Here is a 13,614-nt window from a genome sequence, read left to right as displayed (position 1 = left end):
CCATCGGGTCCCGCCTTTGTTGTGCGCGAGTGAGCATTGTGGTGCACATCTGCACCGGATTGCCCGCCGCATGCCCATTGTCGACCTCACATGGTGCATATCTGCACCAGATCGGCGTCCGGTCACGGCAGCAGGTAGAACAGGATGGCGCAGAAATGCAACGCCGATCCGGCGAGGACGAGCAGATGCCATACGGCGTGGTGGTATTTCAGCCTTCTCCACAGGAAGAAGACCGTGCCGACCGTGTAGGCGGCGCCTCCCAGGACGAGCAGGACGAGCCCTTCGGCCGCCATCCGCTCGGTCATCGGCCCCCAGGCGGCGACGATGATCCAGCCCGTCGCCAGATACAGCAAGGTCGACACGACCGGGTATCGCCCCGGAAAAAGCGACTGGAACGCGATGCCGAGGACGGCCGCGGTCCAGACGATGCCGAGCAGCGTCCAGCCGAGCGCGCCCTGCACGGCGTGCAGCACGACCGGCGTGTAAGTGCCGGCGATGAACAGATAAATGCAGGCGTAATCCGCGATCTCCGCCCATCGTTTCGCCCGGCCTTCCGGCAGGCTGTGGACGAGCGTCGATGCGGTGTAGACCAGGAGCATGGCGATGCCGAACACGGTGAAGCTGAAGACGTGCAGCGGCGTGCCCTTGACGGCCGCGAACAGAACGAGCAGCACGAGCGCCGCCAGACTGAGCACGGCCCCGATGCCGTGGGTGACGGCGTTCGCGAGCTCCTCTCTCCGGGTGAACGTACAGGTTTCGGTCAATATTTTTCCTCCCTTGCCCCCGGGGTGCATGCGGCGCCGGCCACAACCGGACGGCATGCCTTGGCGGCCCGGGGCGTTCCTGCCATTATACGCCTATTCGGGAGAAAAAGCGAATGCGCAAAAAGGGACTCCGCTTCTTCCGCGAAGTCCCTCGAAGTCCTTCTTCCGCCGCCGAGCCTCAAAATCCGCGTTCGTATTGTTTCGGGGCGATCTCTTTGGAAAGCCCGGTCGTCTCCCGGATCGCGTGCAGCGACCAGTACGGATCGTACAGCATGCCGCGGGCGACGCCGACGAGATCGGCATCGCCGTTCCGGAGCACCATATGCGCCACCTGCGGATTGTCCAGCCGGCCGACGGCGATGACCGGAACGCCGAGCGCTTCCTTGAACGCGCGGGCGTAAGGCACCTGGAAGCCGGGCGTGTCCGAAGGTTTCCGTTTGCCCGGCTTGCCCTCGCCGCCCGACGAAATGTCGAAGATATCGACTCCCGCCGCCTGGAGCCGCTTGCCGAAATCGATCGAGTAGTCGATGTCGTAGCCGCCGTCGACGTATTCGACGGCCGACAGCCGGAAGATCAGCGGCATGTCGGGCGGCAGCACCGCCTTGACGGCCCGGACGACTTCTTCGGCGAACAATACGCGGTCGCGGCCGTATTCGTCGTCGCGCCGGTTCGAATACGGCGAGAGGAACTGGTGGATCAGGTAACCGTGCGCGCCGTGCAGCTCGACGGCGTCGACTCCGGCTTCCACCGCCCGTCTGGCAGCCTCGGCGAATTTGACCACGAGCCCTTTCACTTCCTCCGTCATCAGGGCGCGCGGCGTTCTGTACCGCTCGCTGTAGGCTTCGGCCATCGGACCGACGGGCACCGGCTCGTCCTCCGCCTTCCGGCCGGCGTGCGCGATCTGGATCGCGACCTTCGCGCCGTGCTCCTGGCACGCGCGGATGATGCGGCGGAACGCCGGCACATGATCGTCCGACCAGAGACCGAGGCAGCGGTTCGAAATGCGGCCGGCCGGCTCGACGTTCGTCATCTCGATGATGATCAGCCCGGTGCCGCCGACCGCGCGGGATACATAATGGACATAATGCCATTCCGTCGGCATGCCGTCCTGGCCGTGCGCCGAGTACTGGCACATGGGCGGCATGACGATCCGGTTGCGCAGCTTGAGCCCTTTGTGTTCAAACGGCGTCTCCAATCCGACCATCGTTTCACGTCCTTTGCAAATTATTGCTTGTACGCAAGCATTTCGCACATTCCCATTATAAAATATCTTCCTTGGCCGGAAAAATCGGATTTTTCGATCGTTCACCCGCATCCATTTTCCCGGCCCGTGTTGCGGTTGTGCTATAATGTTCAGGAATTCATCACGAGAAACGGAGGACAAGACCGATGGGAACCATACTGTGCCTGCACGGATTCGGCCCCGAAGAACAGGAGAAAATCCGCCGGGCAGCGCCCGGTGCCACCATCGTTTTCGGACGTTCGGCCGAAATCGGGCCTGACGTCTATCGGGATGCGGAAGCGGTGTGCGGCTGGAACGACCGGGTCGCGGAAATTTGCCTGCAGGAAGGTGCGAAGCTGCGCTGGGTACAGACGTGGTCGGCCGGCATCGACAGCCTGCCGCTCGAGAAGCTGCGGCAGCGCGGCGTGCTGCTCACCGACGCCGCCGGCGTGCACTCGGTCGCCGTGGCGGAGACGGCCCTCGCGCACATGCTCGGCCTGACGCGGGGCATCCATATCGCCGTGCGCAGCCAGATGGCCGGGGAATGGCACCGCCCGTCCGAGCTGTCGGAACTGTATGGACGGACGGCGCTCATCGTCGGCGCCGGCGCCATCGGCACACGGATCGCCGAACTGGCGCGCGCCTTCGGCATGCGCACGATCGGCATCCGCCGCACGCCCGCTCCGCAGCCCGCCTACGACCGGGTGGACGGAATGGACAAGCTCGACGAGGCGATCGCCGAGAGCGACTATATCGTGAACGTGCTGCCGGATACGCCCGAGACGCGCGGCATTTTCGACGAAGCGCGTTTCCGCCTGATGAAGCCGACCGCGTTCTTCATCAATGTCGGACGCGGCGCGAGCGTCAAGACGGAGGCGCTGGTCGAAGCGTTGCGCGAACGCCGGATCGCGGGCGCCGGGCTCGACGTGTTCGAGGAGGAGCCGCTGCCGTCCGGGCATCCGCTCTGGGCGCTCGACAACGTCATCCTGACGCCGCACACCGCCGGCCACACGAACCGGCTGAAAGAGCGGGTCGCCGATCTGTTCGCGGCCAACCTGGAGATCTATCTGCGCGGAGAGACGGACCGGCTGATCAATCTCGTCAACTACGACAAAGGCTACTGAGCCGGGGAAGGCGGCCGTACCGGCCGGAGCGAGCGGACCAGCCAGTCCAGGACCGCCGCGGCCGTTCGCTCCAGGTTCGTCGTCTTCGCCGCCGCGCCGGACGGCCCGTGCTGAAAATAGTCCTTGTGCCCGCCGTCGATCGTGATGGCGGCGATATGGCCCGGCGCCCACCGGCGCGAATCCCAGACCGGAATGCCGGCGGCGGCTTTGCGGATGCCGCCCCACGTGCCGAGCCGCGTGATCGGATCGCGGATGCGGCCGCGTTCGTCCGTCGCATAGAAATACGCCGTCCGGTCCCGCAAGGCGGGATGGATGCGCACCTTCGGCGAGCCGATCTGGACGATTCGGCAGTCGCGCACGGCGCCCTCGGCCAGCAGGCGCCGCCCCGCATGGTAAGCAGCGACGCCGCCGCCGCTGTGACCGATCAGCACGACGACGCGGCCCGCCGAGCGCTCGCGGATCGCCTCGACGATCGGCTCCGCCGGCGCCTCAAGCGCGCTGCTCCGGGGCGCGGCCGGCTGCGCGGCTGCGCCGTGCCGCGGCGAGCCTTCGGCCGATGCATACTCGCCGGCAGCTTCCATCTGCAAATCGCCCAGCCGGTCGATGGCAGGCTGCAGATTGTCAGCCGCGAGCGCCAGCCTGCGCGCCACATCCCGCGCCACTTCCCGCAGCTGGCGGTGCAGCGGGATCGTATGGTCGCCGTACGGGTACAACACGTGTACGTCAGCGTCCGCATACCCCGCCTCGATGCTCATCGCCTTCAGCCGTTCTGCCGGTTCCCGGAAATAGGTCGGCCACGTCTTGACGCCGGCAAGCAGATACAGATCGACACCGCCATTCATGATGCCTCAGCCCCTTTCCGACATGGTGCTCCGATCGCATGGATGCTCCTCCTATGTTCTCCTCCGATGCAGTATCCGTGTGCGGAATCTTCTCTCCGATGATCTTGTCTCCGGTTGCGATGTCCCCGGTTCGGGAAATTGTTCCGTACATAGTGTTGCTCCGATTGCGGCACCTGATCCGATTGTGATGCTTGATCCGGCTTCGCCGCCAGCGTGGTGCCGCCGTTTGCGAAGTATTTTCTTCGTTTGCGGGGCATCCGGTATGACCCATTATGCCGTTGCGCCGCATTGTTTTCCAGCCGGGTTTTGGTCAGAGCCCGCCGGCCGGCCGGCCCGGACAAACAAAATCCCCGCCCCGCATAGGGGCAGGGACGTGCCGTCACAACTGCAGCACGATTTCGTGCCGGGCGCCGTCGTCGACGAGGGCGACATGCCAGCCGCCGGGCGCGGCCGTCGCCGATGCCGGCGAATGGCCGGCCGCATCGGCCCCCGGCTCCGCCGGCACCGGCTTGCCGTCGACCGTAAGGCCCGGCCCGGTACCGCCGGACTGCCGATTCCGCACCTCGATCGCGTACACGCTGCCGCCGTACCGGTACTCGGCCGAATAGCCCGGCCATCCCGCCGGAATCCGCGGTTCCAGGAACAGCCGGCTGCCTTCCCTGCGGATGCCGAGAATCCACTCAAGCCCGGCCTGGTACATCCAGCCGGCGGCGCCCGTGTACCACGTCCAGCCTGCCCGGCCGCGGTACGGATTCGACATGTATACGTCCGCCGCCATGGCATACGGCTCGCCGAGGTACACGCCGATGTCGCGGGGCGACGAGGTGTGCCGGATCGGGTTCAGCAGATCGAACAACTCGAACGCCTTGTCCCCGTCGCCCAGGACGGCCCAGGCGACGATGCTCCAGATGACGCCGTGCGTGTACTGGCCGCCGTTCTCCCGAATGCCGGGCGGATAGCCCTGGATATAGCCGGGCGACGGATCGGTCGTGTCGAACGGCGGCGTCAGCAGCCGCGCGACCAGTGCCGTCCGATCGACCAGCTCGCGGTCGAACGACTGCATCGCCCGCAGCGCCCGCTCGGGCGGCGCGCCGCCCGAAATGACGGACCATGACTGGGCGATCGCGTCGATGCGGCATTCGCGCCCGCCGTTCGTGCCGAGCCATTCGCCGCCGTCGGTGAACGCCCGCCGGTACCATTCGCCGTCCCACGCGTGCCGGTTCAGCGCCTCCGCAAGCGACTCCCGCGTCCGCCGCATTTCGGCGGCCCGGACACCGTCGCCGCGCCGTTCGCATACCCGCGAGAACAGATCCAGCACCGTGATCAGGAACCAGCCGAGCCAGACGCTCTCGCCCCGGCCTTCGCTGCCGACGCTGTTCATCCCGTCGTTCCAGTCGCCGATGCCCATGAGCGGCAGGCCGTGGCTGCCGAAGCGGAGCGCGCGGCCGATCGCGCGCAGGCAGTGCTCGTAGACCGTGCCGGCTTCGTCCGATTCGACCGTCTGCTCGTAGCGCTCATGCTCGCCTTCGCCCAGCTCCTCGCTGACCAGGAACGGCCGCGTCTCGTCCAGCAAGCTCATGTCGCCCGTGTGCAGCACATAGCGCGCGGTCGCGTAGGGCAGCCAGAGCAGGTCGTCCGAATAGCGGGTACGGACGCCCCGCTTTGTCTCCTCGTGCCACCAGTGCTGCACGTCGCCTTCCCGGTACTGATGGGCGGCGTGGATCAGAATTTGGTTGCGCGTCAGATCCGGCCGGGTATGCAGCAGCGCCAGTGAATCCTGGAGCTGGTCGCGGAAGCCGTACGCGCCGCCGGACTGATAGAAGGCGGAGCGCGCCCACATCCGGCAGGATAGCGTCTGATAGAGCAGCCAGCCGTTCAGCAGCATATCCATCGCGGGATCGGGCGTTGCGACCCGGAGCTGTCCGAGCGTCTCCGCCCAGAAGCCCGCCGCTTCGCCGAAAGCATCCCTGCACCGCTCCACGTTCGCATACGCCGAGACGAGCGCCCGTGCTTCTTCAATATCCCGGCCGCAGCCGAGCAGGAGGCATACCGTCCGCTCTGCGCCCGGTTCCAGCTCGATCACCAGCTGCACGGCGCCGCAGTTGTCGGCGAACCGGCCCACGGCCCCCGACAGGGTCCGGCGCTTCATCGCCGCCGGCTCGGCCATGCTGCCGCCCCGGCCGATAAATTCGCGCCGGTCGGCCGTGCAGACGGCCGGCCCGCCTTCGCCTTCATCCGCGGCGATGCCGAGAAACGCCGTCTCGGACCGGAACGTTTCCTGCCAGGCGTTGCGGGCGTACAGCGCCCTGCCGTCCCATTCCGACCCGATGTACGGCGCGCCGTTTTCCCGGCTGACGCCAAGCACCCAGGAGACATACCCGGTAACGGACAGACGGCGCCGCCGGTTCCCCGTGTTCACGAGGTGGATCTCCGTAATTTTCACGGGATCGTGCCGCGCGGTGAACACCGTCATCGTCTGGCGGATGCCGAAGCATCGGCGCTCGAACCGCGAATACCCGCGGCCGTGGGAGACGACCGCCGCGCCCGGACCGCCGGCCGGCGCCGGGGTGATCGACCAGAACCGCCCCGTCTCCTCGTCGCGGATGTAGCACGCTTCCCCGGCCGGATCGAGCACCGGATCGTTCGACCAGGGCGTCAGCTTGAACTCGCGGCTGTTCCGGAACCAGGTGTAGCCCGTGCCGCGCTCGGTGATCAGGAAGCCGAAGTCCGGGTTCGCCGCCACATTCGACCAGGGAGCGGGCAGGCTTTTGCGTTCGGGCAGCACGATCCGGTACTCGGAACCGTCCGGGACAAAACCGCCCCAGCCGTTCCACAGCACCAGCCCTTCCCGCGCCTCTTCCGCCAGACCGGCGTCGACATCCGCCGCCTCGGCGTCCGCGGCCGCCGGCACAAATGCCGGCGCAGCCGCCTTGGCCGCCGCGGACATGATGCGCAGCTGCGCGCGCAGGCTGGACCCGTCCAGGCGGAGGATGATCCGGGCGGAGGCGGCGAGCAGCCGCTTATCCTCTTCCCGCAGCTGATCGGCACTCAGCGCGTACGTATGCCCCGGACGGTCGTCGTACATGCGCGGCACGGACTGTTCGATCAGCCGCGTGAGACGGTCGCGCAATTCCTGCTGGTAACCGCCCGGCGATTCGATCAGGAACACCAGATCGAACACGATGCCGCCGCGGCGCAGCCATTCGTGGCAGCGAATGAGCTCCGCCGCCGTCGCCGTGCCCGCGGTATCCTGCGCCAGCACAAGTACGATCGGCAGATCGCCGGAAATGCCGAGCGGCCACAGCTCGGACTGGCTGAACGGGCCGCGGCCAAGCGCCTCGGCCCGCTCCGCCTGCAGCGGCGGCGTATACAGCACGCGCCCCGCCAGGACATGGCAGAGCGAAGCTTCCGCCGACTGCATGTGCAGGTGATGCAGCTCGATCCGGCTGCGCGTCCAGGCGAGCTGGAAGGCGCGCTCCACCTGCTGCGCCGTGCTGAATCTGCCGTACAGCTCGAGCGCTTCCTCCCGCGATGCGGCCGTCCCCGTGACGACGATCAATTTCACCTGGCCGCCCGCCTGCACGGAAAATCGCCTGCGCACGGCAAAGATCGGGTCGACCACCGCGCCGACCGTGCCGGTGAGCCGCGAACGGATCGCCTGCGGTTCCCGCATCGACCCGCCGCGCCCGATGAACCGCGCCCGGTCGGTCTCGTATTCGATCGGACCGACCGATTCCCCGCACGGAATGAGTCCGTGCACCGCCCAGACCGGCCGGTCGCCGCCACTCCGCGGTCTGCGCCGGGCAAGCAGCGCTTCCTGCCCTTCATCGAACGACGTTTCGATGAACAGCTTGCTGAACGCGGGATGCGCCGCGTCCGCCGCCGGTTCGGCCAAGGCCAGTTCGACGAAGGTCGTCGCCTCGAGCAGCCGGGCGGTTTCGCCCAGGTTCGTGATCGTAATCCGGCGGATTTCCGCGTTTCCTTCGGCCGAGACGCATATATCCATCGTCGTCCGGATGTCGCCGTCCCGGCGCATGAACCGCGCCTGCTCCAGCGAGAACTCCGCCGCGTATTCGTCCCCGGCCGAACCGGTCGGGTGCCATGCGGCCGACCAGACCGTCTCCCCCTCGACATCGCGGATATAGACGCCGCTTCCCCACTCGTCGGCGCAGGCGTCTTCCCGCCAGCGCGTCACCGCCAACCCGTCGCTGCGCATGAAGCCGTTCCCGGAGGCGGTGACGACGGTCGTGAAGGACCCGTTCGACAGCACGCATACTTCCGGATGCGGCGGATGCGGCGTGCGGAACGTCCGCTGCGGCGCCTTCAGCCGCTGGTCCGGATCCTGCATGCGGAGCGGCGCGGCGGCCGCGTGCAGCACGAGCGCCGGACGTTCGGGCACCCGCTCCTGCAGCAGCAGCTCGGCGGAGCGGACGCGCTTGTCGGCATGGAAGCGGTCCACCATGCTGGAATCCAGCAGCAGATTGCCGAGGGTGAGCAGCATCATGCCCTGGTGGTGCGCCATGAAGCTGCGGATCACGACGCTCGTTTTGCCCTCGGGCAGACGTTCGCGGGTACAGTCAATCGCTTCGTAGTAGCCGTATTCTCCGCGCGCGCCGAGCGCTTCCATTTTCCTCAGTTCATCCATCGCGAGCCGCGGCTCGTAGGGCAGCACCATGACCGTGGCGTAAGGCGCGACGACGAGATCCGTCTCAAGGCCGCGCTTGAACCCGAGGCCGGGCACCCCGAACGCCCGGTATTGATAGTTCATCTGGAAGTCGAACGCATAGTAGCCCGACTCCGAAATGCCCATCGGCACGCCGCGCAGCCGCGCGTACTCCGCCTGCTTGCGGATGACGGCGCGGTAGGTGGCGTCCCAGACCGTCCCTGCGAAGGTGCGCATGAGCAGCGGCGGCATCAAATATTCGAACATCGTGCCCGACCAGGAGACGAGCGCCTTGCCGCCGCCGGTCCGGGTCATGGCGCGGCCGAGCTTGAACCAGTGCGAGACGGGCACCTGTCCGAGCGCGATCGCGATGAAGCTCGCCTGCCGGGCTTCCGAGGCGAGCAGATCGTAAAGAATCGTCTCTTTCTCCCCGGTTGCGGTGTGGCAGCCGAGGCTGAACAACTTGGTTGCGGGATCGAACAGCGGCCGGAAATCGGTGCCGGCGATGAGCGCCTCCATCCGCTCGATGAGCCGGCGTCCGCGGGCTGCCCAATCGCCGGTTTCGGCCTGCGGGCGGGACAAGCCGTACGCGCCGACCGGTTCCGCCGACGCCTCAAGATCGGCCGTCACCGGCTGCAGCCGCTCCGGTCCGCGCGGCGCGGACGGCTCCCGTTCCCCGGTGGTCGACGCCATGCGCTTACCGGCGCCCTCCTCCGCTTCTCCGTCCGGATAATCGCGCCTGAGCCACTCGGCGAGCCCTTCCTTCGCGGCGATCAGGCAGCCGACCAGGTTCCCCGAGTCGACGGTCGACACGTATTGCGGCGGCAGCGGACGAAGCGTCTCCGTGTTGTACCAGTTGTAGAGGTGGCCGTTCCATTTTTCCATCCGCTCGACCGTGCCGATCGTCCGCTCCAGCCGCTCGATCATGCCGGGCGTGTCGATGAACCCGAAATCCCGCGCCGTCACCGTGCAGGCGATCAGCATGCCGATGTTCGTCGGCGACGTGCGGTGGGCGACGCCGACCGGCGGATCGATCTGCACGTTGTCCGGCGGCAGCCAGTTGTCCCGCTCCGTCGTGTAGTCTTCATAGAAGCGCCAGATATCCGCGGCCAGCTTCCGCAGTTCGTTCCGCTCCGCCTCCGTCAATCCGTCTTCGCCGGCCGGAGCGGACTTGTCCAACCAGCCGATGACGACGGGAGCCGCCGCCCAGATCGCGGCAAGCGAAAGGCCGATGGCCGTCTGGGCGGGCGAAGCGGCGAAAAACGCCAGAATTCCGGTCGCGATGGCAAGCGCAAGCCCCCATTCCAGCCCCATCAACCGGCGCGGGCTGAGCCGCTCGACTTCCGCCGAGCTGATCCATTCCAGCAGTTTCCGGCGGGAGACGGCCATCCGGTAGAGCGCCCGGGCGATCGCGTCGACGGTCATGACCGCCTGATAGGGCAGCGTCGCGAGCGCCGACAGCGACTGCCCGGCGGCTATGGCGAGGACGGACGGACGGCGGATGAGCCGCCCGGGCGCGGCGAGCGCGCGCCACACCGGCATCGCCAGCGTCGCCAGCGCGATGACGGCGACGGCCGTTCCGGATCCGGCCGGCAGGAGCATGGCCAGCACGAGCAGCACGAGCAGCGCGGGGGTGAGCAGGCTGCGGCGCAGATTGTCGGTGATCTGCCAGCGCGTCAGCGGCGACAGGTCGACGCGCCGCTTCCGCCCGCTGCGGTCTTCCGCCGTGCGGCGCAGCCAGCCCAGCAGCTGCCAGTCCCCGCGTATCCAGCGGTGCTGCCGGTGCTGGTAGGCGCTGAACGTCGCCGGATGGCCGTCCACCAGCTCGATGTCGGGCAGCAGCCCGCTGCGCAGGAAGCCGCCTTCCAGCAGATCGTGGCTCAGCACCCGGTTGTCCGGAATGCGCTCGCGGAGCACCGCGCGGAACGCGTCGACGTCGATGATGCCTTTGCCCGTAAAAATCCCGACGTCCAGACCGTCCTGGTACGGGTCCGACACGGCGAACGCGTAAGGATCGATGCCCGGTTCGCCGGACCAGAGTCTGGCGAACCGGGAACGCATCGCCGATTCGTGGCTGACGCCGATGCGCGGCTGCAGGACGCCGTAGCCTTCCTCCACGCGCGTGCCTTCCTTGTTCAGCCGCGGACGGTTGTACGGGTAATGCATCGTCCCGATCATCCGCTGCGCCGCGCCGATCGGGAGCTGCGTGTCGGCATCCAGCGTGATGAGGTAGCGGATGCCGGGCAGCACCGACGGATCGCCGACGCGCACGGCGTAAGACGTGTTCGATTCGCCGCGCAGCAAATCCGCAAATTCGACCAGCTTGCCGCGTTTCCGCTCCCAGCCCATCCAGACTTTGTCCGCTTCGTTCCAGGTTCTGCGCCGGATGTACACGTGAAATGTCGAACCGCCTTCCGAGCCGTATGCCCGGTTGAGCGCCTCGATGGCGCGGACGGCTTCATCGGCGATCGCCTGGTCCTCTTCCTTCGTCTCCGCGTCCGCATCGGCGAAATCGCCGAGCAGCGCGAAATGCAGATTCGGGTCCCGGTTGGCAAGATAATGGAGTTCGAGGCGCTCGGCGCTCTCGCGAACCTGCGAGGGGCTGGTCCAGATCACCGGCACGACGACCATCGCCGCGGCGTCATCCGGAATGCCCGTGGAATAGTCGTAGCGCAGCAGCGGCCGCGACTGGCAGTACGCGCAGATGGACTGGTGCACGATCTGCACGGCCCATTCGCTCGCCGGAAACGCGAGCAGAAGCGCCGTCACCGCGGCCAGGACGGCCTGTCCGCCGGAGGCGCCGAAAGCGGGCGCCGCCAGCCAGACGGCGAGCGCCCACAGGGCGGCGAAAACGCCGGCCAGCGCGCCGAAGTAAGCGGGAAGGCGCATCTGTTTGATCGCCGCCCGGGGCATGGCGCGCGGTTTCGCGCACAGTTTCAGCGCGCGCCAGAGCGCCCGGACGCCGCGCGGATCAAGCAGATAATACGCCGCGTAGGCCGGGCGCGGCAGGATGCCGCCGTCCTGGCAATTCTGCTCCTCGGTCTGGCCGGTCCGCAGCGCATCGGCCTTCCCGGCCTGCGTCACGTCGGCCCGCCCCTGTTGACCGGCGCGGTCCGGGCGCTCGCCATAGCGGGCGGCAAGTTCCACCGCCTGTTTCGCCGCCAGCGTCTCGGGCACGCGCATGCGTCGGGCCAGCACCTGCACCCGGCCGAGCAGCACCTGCCGGCTGGAAGCGTCGAGCAGCGGGTACGTGCCCGCCGCCTCCGTCCGGAGCACCCGGTCGACATGGCAGAGCCGCTCGAACATGCCGCTCCAGTCCAGGCGGTCCAGCCGCCGCAGCGATTGGATCGCGTGGCTCGCCGACACTTCGTACGACGCCTGCAGCCTGTGCTCGTGCGCGATGATCCGCTCCAGACTTTCCTGTTCCGGATCGAGCCGGCAGACGAGCCATTCCCGCACGTCGCCCGCGTATTCGGCCATTTCGCCGAGCCGGTCGACGAGATGGACGATGGTCGGACCGGAGAGCGGCAGCGTCTCGCCGGCGCTGTCCAGCGCATCCCGGATGGCGGTCGCCGAGGGCGTTTTCTCCGCGAACGGTTCCAGAATGCGGTCGATTCGATCCCCCGCCTCGCGGCGTTCTTTCAATGTGCGGACCAGGCCGGCCAGCCGCCGGATGACCGCGATGCGGACAAACAGCGGCATCATCGCGACCTCGCCGATCGTCAGGACGGCGATGTCCTGATACGCGTCCGCATACGCGGCGAGCAGATCGGCGTCGAACAGGCCGTCCGTATGCTCCAGATAATCCGCGCAGAGCGACAGCACGCGCAGCTCCCGGCTGCCGGACAGCGCGGGCAGGCGGCGCGTTTCGTCTCTGCGGATCATTTTGCGGATATGAAGGGTTTGTTCGGCGATGAAGTCCGCATGATCGAGCAGCCATTCTTCGGCCGGTCTCGTCCCGCTTTGTCCCTCCCGCTGAAGTCTGAGCGCGTATTCCCGAAGTTCCGTGGCGTCGCGGTCGAATCCGCGGATCAAGGCGGATGATGCGCGAAGGCCGCCGCCGGACAACGTATGCGTCAAAGCCAGCTCCCGCGCCCTGCGCCGAAGCTGCTCCTCGTTCAGAATCATGAGTCCTCCCGTGATCGATGTCGTAATTTCAGGTAAAGTCACGAAGTTAAATATTCCCACGACGGGCGTTTTTTATGACCGGGAGGCGAAAGGGGGGACTTTGTGGCGGATTGTGAAGAACGTTTTCGGAGAGCGGAAAAGGGCATGCCGTCGACAAAAAAAATAAGGACCGTCCATGCGGACAGTCCCGATTCGGTGCGGCTGCTATGAACGTGGCGGTGCGTGGAGCAAAGCCGGTGCGCCTGTAGCGCGCATACCACGTTACAGCCTCGCGCGAAGCCCCGCGGATAGGCCTGTAACGTGCATACCGCGCTACAGCGTCGCGCAGTGCCCAGCCGATGGGCCTGTAACGTGCATATCGCGCTACAGCGGCGCGCAGAGGCCCGCCGGGGCGCCTGTAGCGCGCATACCACGTTACAGCGGCGCGCAGAGGCCCGCCGGGGCGCCTGTAACGTGCATATCGCGCTACAGCGGCGCGCAGTGCCCAGCCGATGGGCCTGTAACGTGCATATCGCGCTACAGCGGCGCGCAGAGGCCCGCCGGGGCGCCTGTAGCGTGCATGCCACGTTACAGCGGCGCGCAGAGGACCGCCGGGGCGCCTGTAGCGCGCATACCACGTTACAGCGGCGCGCAGAGGCCCGCCGGGGCGCCTGTAGCGTGCATACCACGTTACAGCCTCGCGCGAAGCCCCGCCGATAGGCCTGTAACGTGCATACCGCGCTACAGCGTCGCGCAGTGCCCAGCCGATGGGCCTGTAACGTGCATATCGCGCTACAGCGGCGCGCAGAGGCCCGCCGGGGCGCCTGTAACGTGCATATCGCGCTACAGCGGCGCGCAGAGGACCGCCGGGGCGCCTGTAGCGTGCATGCCA

General features: G+C 67.3%; 5 protein-coding genes. 1 reads left to right on the top strand and 4 read right to left on the bottom strand.

Annotated features, from left to right (window positions below; genetic code table 11):
- Positions 1 to 122: 122 nt before the first annotated feature.
- Together trhA and KJQ12_RS07105 are read right to left on the bottom strand one after the other, a co-directional pair.
- Entirely contained in the window at positions 123 to 764 is a 642-nt protein-coding gene (trhA, locus tag KJQ12_RS07110; RefSeq protein ID WP_015253889.1) for a PAQR family membrane homeostasis protein TrhA, read from the bottom strand.
- Positions 765 to 942: 178 nt separating this feature from the next.
- Positions 943 to 1,968 (bottom strand): NADH:flavin oxidoreductase/NADH oxidase, encoded by a 1,026-nt coding sequence (locus tag KJQ12_RS07105; RefSeq protein ID WP_213484054.1) that lies wholly within the window; start codon positions 1,966 to 1,968, stop codon positions 943 to 945.
- A 185-nt stretch (positions 1,969 to 2,153) separates the two neighbouring features.
- On the opposite strand from KJQ12_RS07105, the gene KJQ12_RS07100 reads away from it, so the two are divergent.
- Positions 2,154 to 3,110, top strand: a complete 957-nt coding sequence (locus KJQ12_RS07100; RefSeq protein ID WP_015253887.1) for a D-2-hydroxyacid dehydrogenase — start codon at positions 2,154 to 2,156, stop codon at positions 3,108 to 3,110.
- Here the strand turns inward: KJQ12_RS07100 and KJQ12_RS07095 are convergent.
- Together KJQ12_RS07095 and KJQ12_RS07090 are read right to left on the bottom strand one after the other, a co-directional pair.
- Positions 3,104 to 3,952, bottom strand: a complete 849-nt coding sequence (locus KJQ12_RS07095) for a hypothetical protein (RefSeq protein ID WP_213484053.1) — start codon at positions 3,950 to 3,952, stop codon at positions 3,104 to 3,106. The two genes, KJQ12_RS07100 and KJQ12_RS07095, sit on opposite strands and share 7 nt — an antisense overlap.
- A gap of 379 nt (positions 3,953 to 4,331) precedes the next feature.
- Positions 4,332 to 12,743: a GH36-type glycosyl hydrolase domain-containing protein gene (locus KJQ12_RS07090; RefSeq protein ID WP_213484052.1), complete on the bottom strand. Its 8,412-nt coding sequence runs from the start codon at positions 12,741 to 12,743 to the stop codon at positions 4,332 to 4,334.
- Between the last annotated feature and the right edge of the window lie 871 nt (positions 12,744 to 13,614).

This window comes from Thermobacillus xylanilyticus (assembly GCF_907165215.1).
Classification (GTDB): Bacteria; Bacillota; Bacilli; order Paenibacillales; family Paenibacillaceae; genus Thermobacillus; species Thermobacillus xylanilyticus.
Note: the sequence above shows the minus strand (reverse complement) of the source record. Positions and strands in the feature narration are given on the sequence as shown.